The sequence below is a fragment of the Virgibacillus kekensis genome (genome assembly GCF_042654125.1).
GTDB lineage: Bacteria > Bacillota > Bacilli > Bacillales > Amphibacillaceae > Lentibacillus > Lentibacillus kekensis.
On the sequence record NZ_JBHSFU010000015.1, the window covers coordinates 25,364 to 45,828 of the forward strand.

General features: G+C 38.4%; 20 protein-coding genes and 1 pseudogene. 14 read left to right on the forward strand and 7 right to left on the reverse strand.

Annotated features, from left to right (window positions below; all coding sequences use genetic code 11):
• Positions 1–30 precede the first annotated feature (30 nt).
• Together ACFO3D_RS17765 and ACFO3D_RS17770 are read left to right on the forward strand one after the other, a co-directional pair.
• Positions 31–2,118 carry a BglG family transcription antiterminator gene (locus ACFO3D_RS17765; protein ID WP_390299331.1) on the forward strand — a complete coding sequence of 696 codons (2,088 nt, stop codon included), beginning with the start codon at positions 31–33 and terminating at the stop codon, positions 2,116–2,118.
• A 5-nt stretch (positions 2,119–2,123) separates the two neighbouring features.
• The gene (locus tag ACFO3D_RS17770) at positions 2,124–3,263 is read left to right on the forward strand and encodes a mannitol-1-phosphate 5-dehydrogenase (protein ID WP_390299334.1); all 1,140 of its coding nucleotides are present in this window, start codon (positions 2,124–2,126) and stop codon (positions 3,261–3,263) included.
• A 432-nt stretch (positions 3,264–3,695) separates the two neighbouring features.
• Here ACFO3D_RS17770 and ACFO3D_RS17775 read toward each other — a convergent pair whose 3' ends face one another.
• Positions 3,696–4,598, reverse strand: coding sequence for an EamA family transporter (locus tag ACFO3D_RS17775; RefSeq protein WP_390299337.1), 903 nt, complete (start codon positions 4,596–4,598; stop codon positions 3,696–3,698).
• Between the two features lie 106 nt (positions 4,599–4,704).
• Here ACFO3D_RS17775 and ACFO3D_RS17780 point away from each other — a divergent pair, with 106 nt between their 5' ends.
• From ACFO3D_RS17780 to ACFO3D_RS17795, 4 genes are all read left to right on the forward strand, one after another.
• Positions 4,705–5,592, forward strand: a complete 888-nt coding sequence (locus ACFO3D_RS17780) for an AraC family transcriptional regulator (protein ID WP_390299341.1) — start codon at positions 4,705–4,707, stop codon at positions 5,590–5,592.
• A gap of 926 nt (positions 5,593–6,518) precedes the next feature.
• Entirely contained in the window at positions 6,519–7,010 is a 492-nt protein-coding gene (locus tag ACFO3D_RS17785; RefSeq protein ID WP_390299344.1) for an RNA polymerase sigma factor, read from the forward strand.
• Positions 7,003–7,593 (forward strand): hypothetical protein, encoded by a 591-nt coding sequence (locus ACFO3D_RS17790; RefSeq protein WP_390299347.1) that lies wholly within the window; start codon positions 7,003–7,005, stop codon positions 7,591–7,593. Before ACFO3D_RS17785 ends, ACFO3D_RS17790 begins: the two co-directional genes overlap by 8 nt.
• Positions 7,590–8,333 carry a YfjL-like protein gene (locus ACFO3D_RS17795; RefSeq protein ID WP_390299350.1) on the forward strand — a complete coding sequence of 248 codons (744 nt, stop codon included), beginning with the start codon at positions 7,590–7,592 and terminating at the stop codon, positions 8,331–8,333. Before ACFO3D_RS17790 ends, ACFO3D_RS17795 begins: the two co-directional genes overlap by 4 nt.
• Before the next feature lie 306 nt (positions 8,334–8,639).
• Here the strand turns inward: ACFO3D_RS17795 and ACFO3D_RS17800 are convergent.
• Positions 8,640–8,918, reverse strand: a pseudogene (locus ACFO3D_RS17800) (LysR substrate-binding domain-containing protein); the annotation flags it as partial.
• Between the two features lie 59 nt (positions 8,919–8,977).
• On the opposite strand from ACFO3D_RS17800, the gene ACFO3D_RS17805 reads away from it, so the two are divergent.
• Positions 8,978–9,328 carry a hypothetical protein gene (locus tag ACFO3D_RS17805; RefSeq protein WP_390299353.1) on the forward strand — a complete coding sequence of 117 codons (351 nt, stop codon included), beginning with the start codon at positions 8,978–8,980 and terminating at the stop codon, positions 9,326–9,328.
• Between the two features lie 62 nt (positions 9,329–9,390).
• Here the strand turns inward: ACFO3D_RS17805 and ACFO3D_RS17810 are convergent, their stop codons facing one another.
• Together ACFO3D_RS17810 and ACFO3D_RS17815 are read right to left on the reverse strand one after the other, a co-directional pair.
• Positions 9,391–10,614: an esterase-like activity of phytase family protein gene (locus ACFO3D_RS17810; RefSeq protein ID WP_390299356.1), complete on the reverse strand. Its 1,224-nt coding sequence runs from the start codon at positions 10,612–10,614 to the stop codon at positions 9,391–9,393.
• An 87-nt stretch (positions 10,615–10,701) separates the two neighbouring features.
• Entirely contained in the window at positions 10,702–12,147 is a 1,446-nt protein-coding gene (locus ACFO3D_RS17815; protein ID WP_390299359.1) for an alkaline phosphatase PhoX, read from the reverse strand.
• A 201-nt stretch (positions 12,148–12,348) separates the two neighbouring features.
• Here ACFO3D_RS17815 and ACFO3D_RS17820 point away from each other — a divergent pair, with 201 nt between their 5' ends.
• The 7 genes from ACFO3D_RS17820 (at position 12,349) to ACFO3D_RS17850 (ending at position 17,603) form a co-directional block, all read left to right on the forward strand.
• A complete protein-coding gene (locus ACFO3D_RS17820; RefSeq protein ID WP_390299362.1) occupies positions 12,349–12,552 on the forward strand; it encodes a twin-arginine translocase TatA/TatE family subunit in 204 nt (67 codons plus the stop codon).
• Between the two features lie 235 nt (positions 12,553–12,787).
• Positions 12,788–13,549: a twin-arginine translocase subunit TatC gene (gene tatC, locus ACFO3D_RS17825; protein ID WP_390299947.1), complete on the forward strand. Its 762-nt coding sequence runs from the start codon at positions 12,788–12,790 to the stop codon at positions 13,547–13,549.
• Between the two features lie 134 nt (positions 13,550–13,683).
• A complete protein-coding gene (locus ACFO3D_RS17830) occupies positions 13,684–14,877 on the forward strand; it encodes a DUF4317 domain-containing protein (protein WP_390299365.1) in 1,194 nt (397 codons plus the stop codon).
• Between the two features lie 763 nt (positions 14,878–15,640).
• Positions 15,641–15,778, forward strand: a complete 138-nt coding sequence (locus ACFO3D_RS17835; RefSeq protein WP_390299368.1) for a hypothetical protein — start codon at positions 15,641–15,643, stop codon at positions 15,776–15,778.
• 83 nt (positions 15,779–15,861) lie between these two features.
• On the forward strand, positions 15,862–16,059 hold the full coding sequence (locus ACFO3D_RS17840) for a glycine betaine ABC transporter substrate-binding protein (protein ID WP_390299370.1): 198 nt from the start codon (positions 15,862–15,864) through the stop codon (positions 16,057–16,059).
• Positions 16,060–16,314: 255 nt separating this feature from the next.
• Positions 16,315–16,752, forward strand: coding sequence for a CBS domain-containing protein (locus tag ACFO3D_RS17845; RefSeq protein WP_390299373.1), 438 nt, complete (start codon positions 16,315–16,317; stop codon positions 16,750–16,752).
• Between the two features lie 566 nt (positions 16,753–17,318).
• Positions 17,319–17,603: a hypothetical protein gene (locus ACFO3D_RS17850; protein WP_390299376.1), complete on the forward strand. Its 285-nt coding sequence runs from the start codon at positions 17,319–17,321 to the stop codon at positions 17,601–17,603.
• Positions 17,604–17,625: 22 nt separating this feature from the next.
• On the opposite strand, the gene qoxD is transcribed toward ACFO3D_RS17850, so the two are convergent.
• From qoxD to qoxB, 3 genes are read right to left on the reverse strand one after another with little or no spacing between them, the layout of a single operon-like run.
• Positions 17,626–17,907: a cytochrome aa3 quinol oxidase subunit IV gene (qoxD, locus tag ACFO3D_RS17855; protein ID WP_390299379.1), complete on the reverse strand. Its 282-nt coding sequence runs from the start codon at positions 17,905–17,907 to the stop codon at positions 17,626–17,628.
• Position 17,908: 1 nt separating this feature from the next.
• Positions 17,909–18,505, reverse strand: a complete 597-nt coding sequence (gene qoxC / locus ACFO3D_RS17860; protein ID WP_390299382.1) for a cytochrome aa3 quinol oxidase subunit III — start codon at positions 18,503–18,505, stop codon at positions 17,909–17,911.
• Positions 18,505–20,451 (reverse strand): cytochrome aa3 quinol oxidase subunit I, encoded by a 1,947-nt coding sequence (gene qoxB, locus ACFO3D_RS17865; protein WP_390299385.1) that lies wholly within the window; start codon positions 20,449–20,451, stop codon positions 18,505–18,507. Before qoxB ends, qoxC begins: the two co-directional genes overlap by 1 nt.
• Between the last annotated feature and the right edge of the window lie 14 nt (positions 20,452–20,465).

The following is a 20,465-nucleotide window of genomic DNA, read 5'->3' on the forward strand; positions in this document are numbered from 1 at the left end:
GCACATCAATAAGTGAAATGAGTGAGAAGAATGTTTATTACCTCAAGAGAAAAATCCATTATTAATTTAATCGTACGAACATCAGGTAAGCATACAGTTCACTCTCTTTCTTCGTTCTTAGATGTTAGCGTGAGAACGGTACAAAGAGACCTGAAATCAGTAGAAAAAATCCTTCAGCAATTTGATCTGGAATTGAACCGTACGGCGAACGATGGGCTATTTATTGATGGTAAAAATGAACAGATTTTCAAGCTCATACAGAACCTGACAGATGTTAATACGACCGATGAAACACCTGAAGAAAGAAAGCTTAGGTTACTTATTACATTGCTTCATGAGGGTCCTTCTTTTAAAAAACAGGTGCTAGCAAATGAGCTGAAAGTCAGCGGTGTAACGTTATCCTCCTATCTGGATGATTTAGCTGATTGGATGAGCAAATTTTCAATTACCCTTACAAGAAAAAGGGGAGTAGGAGTAGAGCTTGTAGCGGAGGAAGCTAACAAAAGGCATGCACTAGCCAGCTACTTCCTGGTTTATTTTTACGAAGAGTTAATCGAAAATTTATACATACTGCAACAGGGGGAAGAGTTAACCGAAAAAATACTCGGTTATTTTTCACCTCGCTATTTGTTAGAAATAGACCATCTGGTGAATCAAAAAATCAACAAGGGACAAACAAGGTTAGCAGACAGTGATTATATCGGTCTGATTGTACACATTTGTCTGACGATTCAACGAACTGAACATAACTTTTTGCTGCAAAAAGAATACAAAGCAGAAAGTGAATCGACGAGTGAATTTCAGTTGATGGCAACTATATGTGAAGAACTGAATGAGAAGCTAGCAATTTCGATCACTAATAGCGATATCCATTTTTTAACGATGATTTTAAGAGGCTCTAAAGTTCAGGCCGCTGATGTGGTCTATTATGATAGTGTTTTGCTGGGCAAGTTGATTAAAAACGTTATTCAGGATGTTTCATCCAAACTGCATGTCGATTTGTCGGATGATTTTTCGCTGTTTCAAGGATTGCTGGCCCATATGGAACCGTCGATTTTCCGCCTGAAACAACAGTTGGAACTGTTTAACCCATTAACGGAAGAAATAGAAAGAAAGTATCCGGTTTTATTTATGGCAGTAAAGAAAAGCCTTAAAAACGGATTTAAGGACATCGACTTTCCGGATGATGAAATTGCTTTTATCGTGCTTCATTTTGGTTCAGCTTTGCTTATGAATGAAGAGAAAGTGATGGTCAACGCGGTTATTGTTTGTCCGACAGGGATTGGAGCTTCTAAAATGCTTGCAAGCCGAATCCAGAAAGAATTGGCGGAGATAAGCTCCGTAGAAATCTTATCGATTAAAGATTTTCAAACAGCGAATCTTAATGAGTATGACCTCGTTATTTCGACTGTAAGGCTTCCTTTTACGGATGTGGATTATATTCTCGTAAGTCCACTGTTGAGTGAGAAAGATATCGGATTCATCCAAAATTACTTACAGAATAACCTTGAGAAATCAACCAAAGAAAAACAGTATTTTAACCCTGAACATCAACCTGATGTATCACCTAAAAACACCGGGCAGGATATAAAGATCCTTTTAGAAGAAATAAAAGATGTCCATTCAAGTATTAATTTCATTCTTCAAAACTTGCAAGTATATCGAAAGCAACATTACGGGGATCGCTGGGAAGTTTTAAAAGAAATGGTGGAACAGGCAGAACAGGATGGCCTTCTCACAAATTCGGTTATTGTTATGCAACAACTAATGGAGCGAGAGAAAAAGGGCGGTCTGGGAATACCGAATACAAACATGGGCCTTTTTCATTGTAGAGATGAAAGTGTACAGGAACTAATCTTTCAGGTATCCCATTTAGACAGACCCGTGAAAATCAAAGGGATGCACGGCCAAGAAATGGTAGTGAAAAACCTGCTCTTGATGCTGGCGCCGGAAAACTTGAGCAACCGAGAGCAGGAAATTCTTAGTCTAATTAGTACAAGCTTGATTGAAAGTGACGTCGCAATGATGATTTTCTCATCTTCTAACGAAGCAATGATCAGAAAAAAGTTGGAAGAAATGTTTTTAGATTATCTGCAAAATAATTTGATAAAGGAATGATGATGTTGAAGCAAACCGTCCATTTTGGAGCAGGAAACATTGGCAGGGGTTTTATAGGAGCACTGTTTTCACTGTCAGGGTATCATGTAACATTTATTGATATCGCCGAACAGATCATAAACAAATTAAATGAAGAAAAAAGCTACCAAGTTAAGTTAGCTACCAAAGAGAAAGAGACAGTGACGATCAAAAACGTTTCTGGATTAAATAACATTAATCAGGAAAGCGAAGTGAAAGAAGCAATTAAAAACGCAACCTACCTGACTACAGCAATCGGCCCTAACATTTTACCAAGGATTGCACCGTTAATTGCCCGTGGAATCTCCGAGCGCGTTACTGTTACTGATGAAAAGCTCTATGTGATTGCATGTGAAAACCAAATCGGAGCGACAGACATTTTAAAGAAACATATATTCGATAATCTTGACGAAGAAACTAAGGAAAAAATCGAAGGAAGAGTATACTTCTTTAATTCAGCTGTTGATCGCATTGTGCCAATTCAGGACCAGGATTCACTGGATGTACTCGTAGAACCTTACTATGAATGGGTAGTGGAAACAATAGAAGATATTCCGCCGGTAAAAGGAATGAAAATCGTAGAGGACCTTGCTCCGTTTATTGAACGAAAGTTATTCACGGTCAACACCGGCCACGCCGTTATTGCTTATCTTGGCTACCTTGAAGGTAAATCAACAATCGATCAGACATTGACTGATGAGGAAATTGCCAATCAGGTCAGGGAGACACTTAAGGAGACTGGCGCCTATTTAGTTAAAGAATATGGCCTGGATGAAGAAGAACATCTAAATTACATCAACAAGAATATTGAACGATTCAAAAATCCATATTTGAATGATGGCGTCACAAGAGTAGGGCGCGCGCCAATAAGAAAACTGGGTCCTGAAGACAGATTGATTCGTCCTGCAATCCAGGCGGAAAAAGCAGGACTATCCTACACAAACCTGGCAAAAGCGATTGCAGCAACCTTATTGTTCGATAATCCAGAGGACGAAGAAGCAATGAAAATCCAAGAGATGATCAAAGAACACGGTCCTGCATATGTTCTGAAAACAGTAAGTAAGCTGGATGAAGAAAGTGAGATTACAAAAGAAGTAGTTCGTCAATATAAAGAACTAAAAAAATAATCCCCAGACTATTAAAACAAACATTCAACGTACACAATTATATGCTAATTTAGAGTCTGATTTAAATAACAAATCAGGCTCTTTTTCTTTCGATATATACGGAGAGTAATCCAGGCACCTTTATTGTAAGCTATCTAGATTTCACTACCACAAACGTATTACACACGTAGTTACCTGTTCAGTACTTGTTGGATGGGTTATTGGAGCATGGGGCTATAGTCAAGCTTTTATACTTTATGGGCTAGTTGATATGGTGGCTATACTTATAGGCCCCAAAAACATAAAAAGAAAATGAATACATCAGCGACAATGGAGTAAAAATCATACTGTGCATTCAGAGGGGCCAAAGGGTTACTGAGGGTGGCGAGAACCATATTTTATGATCCAGCAAAAAGCTAATCTATCATATTGATAGGCTAGCTTTCTATCTGACTAAGATTTTTTTTGCAACGACAGTAAAAAGATCATACCGATGATACACGCTGTCCCCAACCATTGAAATAATCCGAACGGTTGTTTTAACCAAAATACGGTTGTTAAAACGGCTGACATCGGCTCCAAACTTCCCAACAGACTTGTTTCTTTAGGCGAAAGACTTTGTAAACTTTCAATATAAAACCAGAAAGCAATCATGGTACCGAATATAATAACAAATACCAAGTATAAATAGGCCTCGATAGTTAAGCCTGCAAAGTCCAGTTGCCAAGGCGGGTGTATAAAACTTAATGTAAAACCTCCGATAATCATAGCCCAGCCCACAATGACAATGGAGTCGTATTTCTTTGTAAGAGGAACTGCATACAAAGTATAAAAGGCTAATGCAACGCCGGAAAGAACTCCCCATACGATAGAAGATGTGGGTACATTCAGCTCAGAGAATGAGCCATTCGTCAACAGGAAAAAGCACCCGCTTAAAGCAAGAAAAACAGTTATCAAATCCTGTCGTGTCAATACAGTTTGTCTGCGTAAAAGCAAGTAAATGATGATCATTACAGGCGCCAAGTATTGTAATAGTGTAGCAACAGCAGCATTACCATAATTGATGGATGCCATATAGGTGTATTGAACTCCAAGCATGCCGAGCAACCCGAAGATGATCAGTTGAACTGCTATCCCTTTATTTTTCCAGACACCAAATACCTGAGAGCGGTCTTTTCCAATAAATTGAACTGTTAAGAGTAAAATACCGGCTATGAGCAGTCTTGTCGTTACAAGCCAATTAACATTAATTGCATAACCTTGAAAAAGCTTTTGAGCAACCGTACCACCAACACCCCATAGTGTCGCTCCTGTTATAACGAGAAATAATCCAGTTTTTCTGCTAGGTTTATTCATGAACAATTCTCCACCTTAAATACAACAATAGTGTTATAATAAGTGAAAAATTGTTCCGATGATACTTAAATTGAATGAAAAAATATAAGTATATTGAGGTGAGTTTTTGCAAATCAAAAATATCGCAATCGATCAAAATTTAAAAGAACTGACCCAACACCGGACAGTGGCATTACCTGTCGCGTGTTACAATACAACAATTAACCAGCATCTACATGGATACATCCCATTACACTGGCACGATGAAATTCAATTTGTTCTAATTATAGAAGGAGAGGCCATCTTTCAAGTTAATGAAGAAAGACTGGTGTTAAAGGAAGGTAACGGGTTATTTATCAATAGTGGCTGTTTGCACATGGTTGAAGATAACGACAATTCAGGCTGTACCTATATTTGCTTGAATGCTTCCCCGCATATCCTCCTATCACAGGAACTCTTCACAACCTATGTGGCTCCTTATATTCAAGCGACAAACTTACCTTACGTTTTCATAGATTCAAATGAGCTTTGGGGAAAGAATATAATAGATGCCATTTTAAAAGTTAAACAATTGATTGAGCAAAGCCCCCAGTACTTTGAAATAGATATAACCATGCAACTAGCGCTAATTTGGAAAAACTTAATCTTTAATGGTTTTCAACCTGAATACATACAGACGGAAATGTTAAAGAGTCAGCGAATGAAGCAAATGCTTAATTGGATACATCTGAATTATGGTGAAAAAATCAGGCTGGAGAATATTGCAAGCGCTGGTGGGTTGAGCCGTTCGGAATGCTGTCGATACTTCAAGCATATTTTAAAAACTACACCTATAAATTATGTTATGGAGTATCGCATTCAAAAAAGCCTGGTCCTATTGCAACAAGAAGAGTCTAATGTCACCGAAGTTGCCTATCAAGTAGGTTTTAATAGTACAAGCTATTTTATTGAGAAATTTCGGAAGTCGATGAACATGACACCATTAGCATACAAAAAACATAAACTGTCCAGCTAATAGATTCAGAGAGCGCTGCCGTTAGACAAAAAGGGCTAATATATCGAATAAAGTTAATTTGAAAATAAGTGGTAAATCCAGTGGCAATTATCCCATGTTAGGACAAAAAACAGACAATAATATTATTAACGGGTTCGGTTTTGGAATACAAAATATAAAAAAGTAACCCTTTTAGCAGTCCAATTAACATATGAATTGGACTGCTGTTTTTGTTTATTTAACAATGTTTATTGGGGAATCTGAATATAAATTAGATGGACAAGTAACTATAAAAACCGATTATAAATAGCCCAAAGGCAGGGGTTGTCGTAAAGGTAAAAACTTTTAAGGTTTATGAAGTAATCGGGTGCGATTATTCAACTAGAACAGTCGCTTTTTGTGTTAACAAGGCATAAAGTTAAAGAAAAAATATGTATTTGATCAGTCCTTTGAAACAATATACATTTTGTATCGTATTTAACTTTCAAGGGGCAATTATATGAAAATAATATTTCTTACTTTGGTACCTGGTACTTCATATGACAACTGTCCATGAAGAGTACCAGGTACCATTTTTAAATATGTCAAATTCGACAAAACGGGGTGATTCAGGCACCCTTTATTTTTTCCACTCATGTGCTTGGAATAGCCACGTCCAGCTCCAGTGCCTACCCCCTTGAGGTCTTAAGTCAATCCACTATGTGGCAAAAAGCGCCATGCTGAGGTTTGTCTTAAGTTTGTCAGAGGCCCGCCATGCGGGTCATGCAGGCGTTCCACACAAAGTAGTGGTCTAAGCCTGTACTCTTTTATCAAGGCACTTGCCCTTTTGTTCTTTTTGAAAAAAAATTTATTTTTATTTGTAACAAATGTAATTTCCGTGTTACTAATCATATGACAGGAAAAATTCCGGGAGCTTTGCTGTTAGGATTTAGATAAGGAGAAGCGTTATGGAACTGGAGGAGCTATATAAAGAGGTGCATCCACGAATTTATGCCTTCTTTTACGTGAAAACGAGTAATAAACAAATAGCAGAAGACCTGACTCAAGAGGTTTTCTATCAAGCTATTAAAAAAATTAGTACGTTTTCTTTTGAGTCTTCGGTAGAGACCTGGCTGTTTGCGATTGCTAAAAATCGGTTGAGGAATTTCTATCGAAGCAAAAAATATCAGGATCATCTTTTACAAAAGCTCCCTAAAGAGGAAGTGGCGTTTACTTCTCCTGAGGAACAACTATTGGAAAAAGAACAACAGAAAACGCTAATAGAGGCTATTCATCAATTGGAGGAGCTACCAAAAGAGATTGTCACACTAAGAATCTATGGTGAATTATCGTTTAAGGAAATTGCAGCGCTAGTGAAAAAAAGTGAAAACTACATGCGGATTATTTTTCATCGAGCGAAATTAAAAATTCAAAATGAATTGGATGATCAAAATGGATAAACAGGTTCGGAAACACGTTGTAGAAGATTTACTTCCGCTTTATCAGGAAGGGTTGTTGAGTGAGGAGACTACAAAATGGATAGAGGAGCAACTAGAGGAAAATGATGAGTTAGGAAAACTAGCTCAAACACTTCAGATGCCGTTGGAAAAAGAAGAAATTCCTGAGACTACCGAGACTGATCGGGATAAAATGTTTAAGAAAATCAATCGTAAGCTTTCCCTGTACCAAATTATTTTTGTCGCATTATCTTTTGTAATAGCAATACAAACATCTCTATTAAATGACAGTTCTGGTTTCATTCTTTGGTATACCGTATTGGGTATATTGGTTTATCTCTTTTATTCCGATATGAAAATTATCTTTTACTTTTCGTTTATTCCAATTTTTATTTGGTCTTGTGTGGATGGAATATCCGATTATATGGCCGGTCACATTGATGAAAATGTATCTTTGATTGCCTATGCGGTTCAAGTAGGCCAAATGGCTGTTATGACATCCGTTATTCACTATGTTTTCGCACTAATTGGGAGTATTATCGGACTATTAATCCGGAAGTTAAAAAATAAGGAGGGCCTCTCATGAATAAAAAGAAGATATTTTTCAGTGTGCTCCTGGTATTGTTAATCGGGTTTGTTCTGTTTGTTTACAACGCATTTAATGGTAATCCAATTAGTAAATTCATCTCTAAACAGGTGTTAGAAGATTATTTGGAAGAAACATATCCAGATCAAGAGTTTCGCATTAAAGAAGGGTTTTATAATTTTAAATTCAGCGAATACAATTATACTGTCATTGAAATTGGTAACACTAATAAAGACGGCAATGTAAAGGAATATCAATTTAGAATTAATGGTTTTTTTACTCCCGAAGTTAGGTGGGATGGCCTTTATTATGCGAATTTAGATGAACAATTAGCTAATCAATTAAGTCAACAAGCAGAGAATGAAATCTTACCATTGCTAGAAGAACAGATTGAAAATATTCATCATTTTGAAATACGAATGGAAGTATTAAAGGGGACTTTTGAAGAAGATGTAAAATGGAGTAAGCACATAGCATTGGAAAAACCGATGGAGCTGTTTGTTCAACTGGATTCAACCGATCAAACAAAAGAAGATTTTTATTCGACAGCTAAAAATGTGAAACAACTATTGGATCAACATGATTATGATTATGAATCTATTTTATTTAATGCAAGTGGATTTGATATGGAAGGAGTTAAAGCGCAAACACATGGCTATTTAAAATTTTCATTAAAGGTAGAAAAAGATGAAACTGTTGATATGGGAAATATAGAAGAGCATAATCAGGATGCGTGGTAAGGAAGCAAGGGGAGGTTCTTGTATATAGGGTGCCTGTCCCCCCGTTTCTGTCGACTTGTGAACAATTGTACTTAAAGTAACGGGTGCTTTAGTAGCATAAGACTATAAAAAGAAACCTTCAGAGATTAAAAAATTTCTGAGCGTTTACCAGTGTAATTATATTGTGATTTTACTTGTTATTTTGGTTGCTAAATCTATTGCGTTTTAACCCTCTATTTGTAATTTTGTACTTCAAAACCGAACTACTTAAAATATTATCTGTTTGTTCTTCTCCTTAAAAGGAGTAGGATTCCCCATCTTCTGGCACTAAGACGTTAGGGGAGATTCCTTTTTCATTTGTAAAGCTCTTTCACTAGCCGAATTCAAGACGAGTTCAGTAAAAGCCCTTACTGCTGGAGACAACCACTTTTTCTTTTTGATCAGCATATGAGAATAAATTGGCTCGAACACTTCATTATGAATTAATAGTTTAAGCTTGCCGCTATATATTTCATCTTTGACTGTAACGTAAGGTAAAACAGAAAATCCTAGTCCACTCGCAACCATTTTTTTAATTGCTTCGATACTCCATAATTCCATTGTTTGAGCCGTATTTCAAAGTTGCCGGTGCAGCGTATTTACTTTACTTGGCCTGGCAGGTTGGTTTGCATAAAAGTACAAAGAAAAATTCTGAAAAAGTGCAATCCTCTTTCTTAGCAGGTTTTTTCTTTCAGATGATAAATGTAAAAAGCACTTTGTTCTTTTTAACCGTAATGAGTGCTTTTATATTACCGTTTAATTCGTCAACTAAATCAATCATCCCTTATTTGGCCATAACCATTTTTCTCGGGTGGTTGGCATTACTGTTGTGGTCAGGGTTTGGCTCGTTTTTCAATAAATTTTTCGTTAAGCATGACAAGTCTTTTCGACTTATTATGTCTTTGTTACTTGTTTACTCTGCGGTATCTATTTTTTTAAAGTTAAAGAAGAGGAAGTTAAGTTTCTTATTTTCTTAAGATACACAAAAGAGAGAGTCATTTGATGAACTCTCTCTTAATCTTTATTTCAACTCTACTATTCATTTGTCTTCTTGAAATACTTCGAAAGCGATAAACTGTGTGATTTGACTATCATTGAAGTTATTATCAGAAACGAGCACCAAGCTATCGTTTCCGTTGGGAAGCTTTTTGCCCCAGGTCATTCCTTCTACGTTATCCACTTTATCTAATCCTAGAGAATTTAGATTAACAATTAGTTCTTTGTTTAATGGGGTTACATCTTCTTGATTAATGGACTCCATGTCGCTAATGTCGGTTGCTCCCATAGTGCTTATTTTGTAGATACGAACGTAATTACTGTAGCTGCCGTCATCCGCCTGTACACTGGCACGCTCAAGTACTAAAAGCTCCTGGTCATTAATGGACAGTATTTCAGTTACCGCGTTGTCTGCATGCATTCCTTTGCCAGGCTCTTCAGGAATAGCATCCAATGGATAAGCATATTCGGCCAGTACATTTCCGTCTCTGTCATATTGGGTAATCCGTGTTAATGATCCGGACTCTGGATTTGGTAATGTATCATCTTGAATCAATGGACCTTCCATTGCTGTCCAGAATGTTTGTCCGTCAGCGGAAAACGTACTTCCTTCTAATGCTAGATTGTTTCGGAATCCTTTTTCAGCTAAGGGATTGATTTTAGCTGTATCTGTAACAGAAATATGTGATACGTAGCTTCCGTCTAATGATGCCTGGCGAATAAAAGGATTTAGGCCAAGGGAACGATCGCCTTCACTTGTATACCAGATGTTATTGGTCAGTGGATCAAATCGGATTGATTCCGTATCCGCAACGACCCCCTGCAGTTGTGATTGGTACTCACCCCTGTTTGGATAAACGGTTCCATCTGGCTGTTTTAAATAGGTCACATCTGTTAGATTAACAGTCTGAAAGCCCTTGGAGTTGTAGTTGACTTTGGCTGAATAAAAGCGTGTCGGATTTATATTGGAACGGTCATCACTGATAAGCAGCCATTTATGGTTGTGTGGGTTATACGTAATGCCGGAAAGCCCTCCAACCGTCGTTCCTTTATAGGTTAAGTTGTAAGGAAGGGTAAAGGACCCAATCATTTTAACCTGATCGACAGTACGTGTATCTTCCTCAAGTTGACTAATTTTCGCAATTGGCGCGGTTTGACTGGATTGGGGGACATTTGCATGCGCCACGCTTGAATCACCGTTCACCGTAAATGCGGCAATGCAAACAGCAGTAATTCCTGCCAAAACCGTTTTGTGTCCTATCTCCATAAAATCTAGCCTCCTTCAAATATTCTAAAAAAAGTCACATAAATAATGGGGACCTCTGCGTCCCCATTATTTATGATAGATTGCTAGCTATACAATTGGCATACCGTGACGTTGTAATGCAGCAGCTTCTAAAGTAGAGATTCCCTGTACCTCTGCAAAAGAAGTAAGAGTGTCAGAAATCTTCGGTCCATAATTTTCTGGAGGTGCGGCATGACCCATCATTCTGCCACGCCCTGCATTTCTACGAGCAAATGGTCCCCAGATTGCCAGTGTCAGTCCAGGAGACTGGATATTGACGAACAAGGTCTTTCCGTCCGGTGAAAAGGTTGGACCGGCCATCTCTGAATTATTAAGTACATTTTCAGCGAAGATGTATGTTTCTCCTTCCGGTGTTAATCCGACAATCCGGTCTGATGCGTCCCCATCTTCCACAATCCATAAGTCACCCCATGGCGTGATAGTAACATTGTCCGGTGCTTCCAAATCGTTTGATGTCGTTGATTCATAAAAGATTTCCAATGTATTCGTTGCTGGAAAATAACGATAAACCCTTCCTAGTTCTTTTTCGCCTGCATCGGTATCCGAAAACCAGAATACCCCGGCAACAAAATGGCAGCCTTCTAGGCGTGAAAACCTGATGCATCCTTTGTTGCGTGCATCTAACGTAGGTTTTTCAGGGTTAACATCCTTCCAGACTACACCATACTTTGTCCCAGAATAATAATCACTCATCTGGTTGGAACTCATTTCTTCAAAAGCCGCTGCCTGTAAGGTTCCTCCTTTATGCAGGGAACCGATTTTCTGGCTTCGGTCATTTGGGACAAACCGGTAAAAATAACTTTCTGGACCATCGTCTTCCGTTAAATAAACAATTCCTGTTGCAGGGTCCACGTCTACTGCTTCGTGGGAGAAGGAGCCCATTTCCCTAATAGGAGTTCTGGACAGATTATTTTCCGGATCATGTGGATCTACTTCAAATACATAGCCATGTCCTGTTTCAAGGGTTTCTTCACAAGTAATCCACGTTCCCCAAGGTGTACCACCACCGGCACAGTTCCGGATGGTGCCCGAGGATGTTACATACTCCTTGTGCACTTTTCGATCAGAGCCCACGATAAGCGCTGTTGTTCCACCCGTGTTCTCTTTATCGTAAGGATTTTTCCCAATTACCGGATTATCTGTACTGCCGGTCAATTCATGGTTGCGTACAAGCACAGTGGTATTATTTTTGCCTGGAAAAGCTGCCATCCCATCAAACATTCCTGGAATAGGTCGTCCGTCTGATAGATTTTTGCCTTCTTCCGAGATAATACGATACTGAAATCCTTGCGGAAGATTCATTACACCACCTGGATCTTTAACCAGAGGACCATATCCACCAAAGGAACCTTTTGAGGGAGCAGATGCAGCAAGTGCTTTATTACTGTTTCCGTTTAAGGAAAGAATGCCTGTTGTTCCTAAAGCTAATGTCGCCGTAGTAATCCCGCTAACCTTTAAAAAATTACGTCTGTCCATGCTAGATTTGTTTTCCAAACAAGACTCCTCCTTGAAAAAAATTGAGTGGTTTTCCTCTTGTAGTCTTCATGTACAGCGTAACAGCGGAAAATTAAGCGAATGATAATATATTGTAAATGTTTAGTAAATTCTAGCAAGGGGTGCTATTTTTTCCAGATAATCATGTTAGACTACGATTAGAAAATTTTTTCATTCTACAAAATAAAGGATGGTGCACCGATGTTATCAACGATAGGTATTCCAGGATTAATTCTAATTTTGGTGATCGCTTTAGTTATTTTTGGACCAAAAAAACTACCCGAAATCGGAAAGGCCACTGGCCAAACACTTAAAGAGTTTAAAAGCGCTGCACAGGATTTAACGAAGGAAGAAGGCGAAGATGATACGAAACGCGAGTCTAAGAAAGAGGAAAAGAATGCTTAGTTGATTGTTTGCACGCACGACTCAAAAGGAGATGCACGGAGGTATGGTGTGTGGATGTTCTGCGGCGGTTGGATTGGACAATTCGATGATAATTCTTTCTGATCCGCTGATATCGGCTTAGGATTCGATGATAAATCGCTAACTAGCAAAAAATCCGATGATATATCACGAAATTCGATGATAAATCTCAGGTAGAACCTTACATTGCTAAAAGGGAAGGATGTTTAAATTGGCGATGAGGCTGGCATGGAAGTCTAAACATGATAACGAAATGAATCTTGTCGGACATTTAACGGAATTAAGAAATCGGTTAATTGTAACATTCGTCCTGTTCATTTTGTTTTTTGCTATAGGGTTTATTTTTGTCCAGGATATTTATTCTTTTTTCATCAATGATATCGAGACAGACTTAACAGTAATCAGCCCTACAGAAATTGTATGGATCTATTTCAGGATGGCGGGGCTTGTTGCGTTTGCTGGGATTATTCCAGTTCTCGCATATGAAGTGTGGGCATTTGTGAAACCGGCGTTAACTCCACATGAGCAAAAGCTATCGCTGTCGTATATACCTTTTCTGTTTTTACTTTTTATTGGAGGACTTATCTTCGGTTATGTAGTATTTGTAAAGCAAATATTCCCCTTTATTCTGTCATTATCAGAAGGTATGTTTGACGTCATGCTTACAGTGGATCAGTATTTCAAATTTTTATTCCGTATAACAGTCCCGTTTGCTTTTCTGTTTGAACTGCCAATCGTCGCCATGTTTTTAACGACGATTGGAATACTGACACCGGATTACATGAAAAAAATAAGGAAGTATGCCTATTTTGTCTTAATTGTGATTTGTACGATGCTCACTCCGCCAGATTTTATTATGCCGATTATTTTGGCCCTGCCACTTATTTTGCTTTATGAAATCAGTATCCATTTGTCCAAACTTGTTGAAGGGAAAAAATTAAAACAGCATGAGGAATTCATGAGGTCGGAAAGTCTTTAGAAGTATTGGCTCCTTTTCCTGAAAAAACGGTTAATTACTTTAACTGCAGGAAAAACAGATGCTACCTATGATAAAATAGTAGAATGCGTGTTTCATAAACACACGTTGACTACCAACATAGGAGTGGAACAGGATTGGACAAAAAAGACATAGCCGATATTCGTAAACAGTTTAAAGTGGATAATGACTTATTAAAAATAAATGAAATTTTTAATGTGTATATCATGAAGGAGTCAAGTGATATTTACCATCATCAGAGTATGCCCTTTGAAATGCTGGAACAGGAACAGAAAGAGTTATTTATAGAAAACTTTAAAAAAGTATTATCAGGCCAGTTGGACGAAAAGTTATTTGAATTAAAGTTCCAGCGGGATGTGGAAAACAGCAGTCAGCTCATTCTTCATCAGGGCTTGTTAAGTAATGAGACGGAAGATTGGAAAGGGCACATGCTTCAGCTCGTGGAGAAAATGCTGAAGGATAAACAGTATGAGATGGACATTGTCGTGACTTTTATTCGCGGAGAATACATGAAACCGATGAAGCGGCAGAGTGATGAGTCGGAAGGAAGTGTTCGGGATACGGTTTATTCGAATCCATTTATATTGTGCAGTATGAATAAAACGCAGGATCCGAAGAAGGAATTACTTTTTGATTATGTTGAAAAAGAATTCAAATATAATATTGTCGTAGACCCGATTATCAATTTAAAAGCACCGATTTCAGGATTTCTTTTCCCATCCATCACAGATAATGCAGCGGATGTTAACCATGTCCTTTATTCAGCAGGGAAGAAGAATGAAATGAGTTATCACTTTGTCGAAGAAGTATTGAACGCGGAAGAAACGATGACTGCTGCCGAGGATAAAATTGTATTTGAGGAAATTGTAAAGAACGTGGCAGGTGATCAGAAAATCAATACATCCACGCTTTCCAATGTATATGAAGAGATTCATCGTGTCGTGGAAGAGAATGAAGAGGACGACATACCGAGGCTTGATTACAAAGATGTAGAAAAAGTTTTAACAAGCAGCGGGATAGAAGATGTTAGTACTGAAAAGGTGGAGTCCGCCTTTAAAACGGTGATTGATGATGAAAAATATGCGTTCAAAGCAACGAGTATTGTACCGAAGTATAACTCAAAATCTATTAAAATAGAGACAAAAATAGCGAATATATCAATTAGCCCACAGGACTTAAGACACGTACGTCAAGTTCATTTTCACGGAAAACGTTACTTAATGATGGAAGTGGAGGAGAATACAGTGATTGAAGGATTTGAAATGATCCCGGAGGCTTTATTCCAAAAAGCGCCTGATGATGAAGAGTGATTTGACAGAGTAAAGGGCTGCAAATGAGGCTCCATGTGTATTGCCACGTAAAAAGGCTGTATAACTTCCTAAGTAGTCGTAAGACTTTGGAGAACACCCGAAATAACAAGCTAATGAGACCAAAACATCATAGGATTAGTATAGCAAATACAGTTCAAATAGCACGCGAGAGGCTGTCCCAAAAGTAGTAGTTTTGGTGACTGCCTCTTTTTAATATATTATCCCCGCTGTAATAGCAGTATCAACAACGAGTTCTGTCTCCGTTATAGAGATAACTGCCAATACTTTAAATTAGTAAATTCCAAACTAAAGGTATGTAATGAAATTAACTTACAATTAGTAAGTTAATAATATATTTATATTAAACTCTAAGGAGGAACTCACATATGGGTAAATTAGATGGTAAAGTAGCAATTGTAACAGGAGTGGGTCTGGTATGGGTCGTAGTTTATGGGTTTTAATTAAATCTTAGAAAGAAGATGTTTGTTCTAGTTTCCGCTCTCTCCGTATCCCTGCATTAATTCCTTGAATATCTGTATTAGTTTTAAAGAAAACCTCTATATTCCTTTAGGGATGTATCGACACTTCTTACTTGTTACCGCTATATTATTCTTCATTGTAGGCATTTGAGACTTTGTTGTTTTTTATCAGAGGATGAATTAACCATCGTATAGGGGGACCTCGGATTAGAAAAGCATAGAGTTAACTATTCAAGGATAAATAAACCCGTTTTCAGTGGGAACCGGAAGATATTGAAGCGGTAATGCTTGAAGCACAGGATGTTTCATTTAAGAAAGCGGCACATAATTGGATTGATGAAAATCAGAAAAAAGTAGATAAATGGACAAAAGGCGTAGACAAGGTAGAGGGGAAAGCAATCGAATTGGCATCAACCCCGTGAGATACAGAACGTGCGTCTGGAAATGTAAAGAAATTGGAGTAAGAACAACAAGGTTATAACGTAACATTGTTGACCCAGCTATAATGTTTCAGGCGTTTGCCAATGGTGAGGGAGATGCATCACTTGCGCCATGGTTGGCAGTAACACACGATGCTTTCTATGAGAAACATAAGGAAAACATTGATTATTTAGGTAAGAACTTAACAGGTGCAAAAATTGGCATGGTTGTTCCTAAATATATGGAAATTGATTCAATTGAAGATATATCACCAAAAGAATAGTACTGTGTCAGGGTAAGATTTACTTGCTATTAAAGTGATCTGGCCTTTTTTGAGTAAAAAATATAGTCAAGACTTTTATTACGCCGGGGTGAATTAATTAACTGTGTTTTTTATTAAACTTGAGTAATAATAGGAACAATATAACACAATGAAATGGGGTATATTTATTTATAATTGAATAAAGGAATTTGAAAATATTTTTATAATAAATTAGTTAACGATGACAAATACTACTACAAAAAGGGAGGTTGTTAAATGCAACAACAATTACGAAGCTTTATGACACCAAACGTTTATACTGTTAACGAGACACAGTCTGTACAAGAAGCTGCAGCTCTCATGAGTGAGCATAGTATCGGTGCTATTCCGGTCACTAATAACAATGGACAAATTGTTGGGATGGTGACGGACCGTGACATAACTCTACGTTCTACTGCCCAAGGCGAAGCTTCAGAAACACCTGTTTCTCAAGTGATGACTGCCCAAAAAATCGTCCAAGGAACCCCGGATATGGATGTTCATCAAGCAGCACAACTAATGGCGGAGCAGCAAATTCGCCGTTTACCGGTAGTGGAAAATGGACAAATTGTTGGAATGGTTGCTTTGGGCGATTTAGCTGTAAATAGTCAATTAGGAAACGAGGCAGGGCAAGCACTTTCAAGCATCTCCACACCATCTGATCCTCAACAATAGTAGTATATGGAAGAGATATAAACATGTAAAGGAACCCAAGGTTAGTTCTAAAAAAACTTGGGTTCTTTTACATGATAAATTCGTTCATCATCCTTACTCGCCTATGAAAAAATGAAGAATACTTGGAGAAATGTTTCGTCTGTTTTTAAATTCTGCTAAGACCTTTATTGGTGCAACTCAAAATATAGAAAACCCAAGAAACCTTGAAGTAAATAATATAAGGCGGTTAATTTGAAAAAATTATTTCAATTAATTAGAGGGAAACATAACTATATTAACTTAATAAAAATAAAATTGAACGCCCCTCCAATAAGGGAGATTTTATTTATTTAATACACGCTTCATGGCTTGAAGGGATTGCAACTTATGAAGTGGCAATAATAGGAGTTTAATAAAGAATGGTAATTGAGGAGTAAGTATTTTATAAACACTTGCCTGACACAAAGCTTCCAAATTCCATAAAAAATTTGTTCATAAACTTTTGACAAATTTGTGAACAAGATGAATAATGGTGGTAACACTAAAATGAAAGCGCTATTAATCTTGGGGGATAAGGGGGGGCTGTATTGAATACACGTTTGAAAATATTACACGCAACCAAATGGGCTGGCAGTGTCACATTTATAACGGGAATGATTATTTTATTTTACGGTTTAACGAGCGGGCTGATGCCTGTAGTCGGCATAGGAATAGGCACGGTTACAGGAGCGGTAATGGTTTTTCTAATAGGTATGTTTTTTATCGCTACCGAAGAAATGGTAGAAGGTATGGAAAAGGGGACTGAAGTAAGTTCGGCTAAAGCAAGAAGCAAGTTCTATGTAGTAAAAGGATATAAGAAAGGGAGCATCTAAAAAGACGCTCCCTTTCCTTTTTTTACATATCCCAAAGAAAAATGAGTAAAGTTCCAAAGATGGTTATTAAGGCTATCGCAATCATGAAAAACACTTTACCATAAATAAGCCATTTATCATCCGTTTCACCGGCGTGCATGAAGACAACCAGCTGGAGCAGTGCCTGAACAAATGCTGTTACAACAAGGATCGTCATCCCTTGCGCAAAAGTCATGTCAAAGAAATAAACAGTAAGAGCAGCTGCGGTGAGAACTAAGGAAAAGACAAAGCCTATAATTTGTTTTCTTGGAAATAATTCGCTCATCTTACATCAGTCCTTTCAGATAGATGAAGCTGAAGATAAAGATCCAGACAACATCCAGGAAGTGCCAATACAACGAGAAGATAAATGACTTATTCGCTGTTTCCGGAGTCAGACCACGTTTTTTGATTTGTATAAGAATGGCTGCGCCCCAGAATAAACCAAAGGTAACGTGAGCCCCGTGCGTTCCAAGCGTTGTCATAAGAATCGCGGTGAATGCACTTGTCTGCAATGTTGCACCCTCGTGAATATACAACATGAATTCCTCAATCTCCAGACCCAGGAAAGCGAGTCCGAGAAGAAGGGTAATTACGAAAAATGTTTTCATTGCTTTAATTCGCCCGATACGCATTGCGTGCACACCAAGCCCAATTGTAAAACTACTTGTCAGCAGAATGATTGTTTCCATTAAAACAGGAATAATTTCAAAGATTTCGGCGCCGCTCGGACCGCTCCCGACCCTATTCTCTAGTGCGAAATAGGAGGTGAACAGAGTCGCAAACAGCATGATTTCAGCAGCAATGAAAACCCAAAAACCGAATATATTTAAATCATTTTGTTTTGTACTGTATTCCATTGGTAGCGAGTTATCTGTTTTCATTAGTTAGCACCTCGCAGTTTTGTTTCAGTTTCTTCTATTTCTTTCACCGAAATATGCCGGCCATGATCTTTTTCAAACGAACGGTAAGCCATAAATGCAAATATCGCTAACGTTGAGATGATAGCTGGAATCCACATTGAGAAGACCAGCGAGAATCCCCATACAAAGAATATTGCACTCATAATAAATGGTGCACCACTATTGTTTGGCATATGAATTTTATCCAATTTGCCAGGGAAGAGGTAATGCCCACGTTTCTTCGCGTCCCAGAACGCTTCACTTGAAGCAACTTGTGGCTCAACCGCAAAGTTGTACTCTGGAACAGGTGAGTGGGTTGCCCATTCAAGTGAGCGCGCATCCCATGGGTCTGCACTAATGTTTCTTGGTGAATAACGAATACTGTAATATACGTTATAAACAATTAAAGCAAAGCTGATTGCCATAATTCCTGCACCGAAAAATGAAAGCATGTTTAATGGCCCATAACCGGTTGCTTCTGAATAGGTGTACATACGACGCAGCTGACCGTCTAGTCCTGTAATATACATCGGGAAAAATGCCAAGCAGAATCCGATGGAAAGCGTCCAGAATGACCATTTTCCAATTCGCTCATTTAACATGAAGCCAAACATTTTTGGCCAGTAATACGTAAGACCTGCAAGCATGGCAAACACCACGCCAGGAATAATCGTATTATGGAAGTGTGCTACCAGGAACATGGTGTTATGGTACTGATAGTCGGCGGCCGACATCGCAAGCATAACACCCGTCATACCGCCGATTACGAACAGCGGAATAAAGCCTAGAGAATACAACATTGGCACAGTAAAACGAATTTTCCCTTTCCATAACGTAAATAGCCAGTTAAAAATCTTTACACCTGTCGGAACAGCGATTGCCATTGTTGTAATGGAGAAAAAGCTGTTTGCAAGTGCTCCCTGACCCATGGTGAAGAAGTGGTGCGCCCAAACCATACAAGAAAGGCCGGAAATAATAACCATGGAAGCAACCATAGATTTATAGCCATAAAGATTTCGACCAGAAAATGTTGATATAATTTCACTGTATATCCCAAATGCAGGAAGGATAAGGATATAAACTTCCGGGTGACCCCAAACCCAAAACAGGTTGGCCCAGAGCATATCCATACCGCCATTGGTCGACGCGAAAAAGTGAGTTCCAAATAATCTGTCCATGGTTCCCATCGCAAGTGCAACAGTCAAAACAGGGAACACCGTAACGATAATAAGGTTTGTAACTAACACGGACCACGTGAACATTGGCATTTTCATCAATGTCATGCCAGGTGCCCGCATTTTGAATATGGTTGTAAGCATGTTGATACCGGTCATCAACGATCCCAAACCGGATATTTGAATGGCGATCATATAATAATTTGTTCCGACAGACTCGCTAAATTCGTTCCCAGCAAGTGGGAAATAGGAAGTCCAACCGGCATCCGGTGATCCACCGATGATGAAAGAAACATTAAACAGCATTGCTCCAAAGAAGAACAGCCAGAAGCTCAATGCGTTTAATCTCGGAAATGCCACATCACGGGCACCAATTTGTAATGGAACCACGTAGTTCATGAAGGCGAAGATAAACGGCATCGCCATGAAAAGAAGCATGATTACTCCGTGTGTGGAAAAGATTTCGTTATAGTGCTGGGAATCCAGCAGCTGATTTTCTGGCATGGACAGTTGGGCACGTATCATGATAGCATCCACTCCACCACGGAATAACATTAGTAGAGCAGAAAGCATGTACATAATACCGATGCGTTTATGGTCAACGGTAGTCAACCATTCACGCCAGAGGTATCCCCATTTTTTGAAATAGGTTAACCCTGCGATAACAGCAATCACGGTAAGGCCAATTGCGACCATTGAAGCGTAGATTGCCAGACTTGGATGGGGTACGGCAAATCGTTCAAAGAATTCCATCCTTTAAACTCCTT

Excerpts from the sequence above, each read along its gene's own strand:
- ACFO3D_RS17765 (WP_390299331.1), top strand. The coding sequence starts at position 31 with ATGTTTATTACCTCAAGAGAAAAATCCATTATTAATTTAATCGTACGA.
- ACFO3D_RS17775 (WP_390299337.1), bottom strand. The coding sequence starts at position 4,598 with ATGAATAAACCTAGCAGAAAAACTGGATTATTTCTCGTTATAACAGGA.
- ACFO3D_RS17785 (WP_390299344.1), top strand. The coding sequence starts at position 6,519 with ATGGAACTGGAGGAGCTATATAAAGAGGTGCATCCACGAATTTATGCC.
- ACFO3D_RS17790 (WP_390299347.1), top strand. The coding sequence starts at position 7,003 with ATGGATAAACAGGTTCGGAAACACGTTGTAGAAGATTTACTTCCGCTT.
- ACFO3D_RS17795 (WP_390299350.1), top strand. The coding sequence starts at position 7,590 with ATGAATAAAAAGAAGATATTTTTCAGTGTGCTCCTGGTATTGTTAATC.
- ACFO3D_RS17810 (WP_390299356.1), bottom strand. The coding sequence starts at position 10,614 with ATGGAGATAGGACACAAAACGGTTTTGGCAGGAATTACTGCTGTTTGC.
- ACFO3D_RS17820 (WP_390299362.1), top strand. The coding sequence starts at position 12,349 with ATGTTATCAACGATAGGTATTCCAGGATTAATTCTAATTTTGGTGATC.
- tatC (WP_390299947.1), top strand. The coding sequence starts at position 12,788 with ATGAGGCTGGCATGGAAGTCTAAACATGATAACGAAATGAATCTTGTC.
- ACFO3D_RS17835 (WP_390299368.1), top strand. The coding sequence starts at position 15,641 with ATGCTTGAAGCACAGGATGTTTCATTTAAGAAAGCGGCACATAATTGG.
- ACFO3D_RS17840 (WP_390299370.1), top strand. The coding sequence starts at position 15,862 with ATGTTTCAGGCGTTTGCCAATGGTGAGGGAGATGCATCACTTGCGCCA.
- ACFO3D_RS17845 (WP_390299373.1), top strand. The coding sequence starts at position 16,315 with ATGCAACAACAATTACGAAGCTTTATGACACCAAACGTTTATACTGTT.
- qoxD (WP_390299379.1), bottom strand. The coding sequence starts at position 17,907 with ATGAGCGAATTATTTCCAAGAAAACAAATTATAGGCTTTGTCTTTTCC.
- qoxC (WP_390299382.1), bottom strand. The coding sequence starts at position 18,505 with ATGAAAACAGATAACTCGCTACCAATGGAATACAGTACAAAACAAAAT.
- qoxB (WP_390299385.1), bottom strand. The coding sequence starts at position 20,451 with ATGGAATTCTTTGAACGATTTGCCGTACCCCATCCAAGTCTGGCAATC.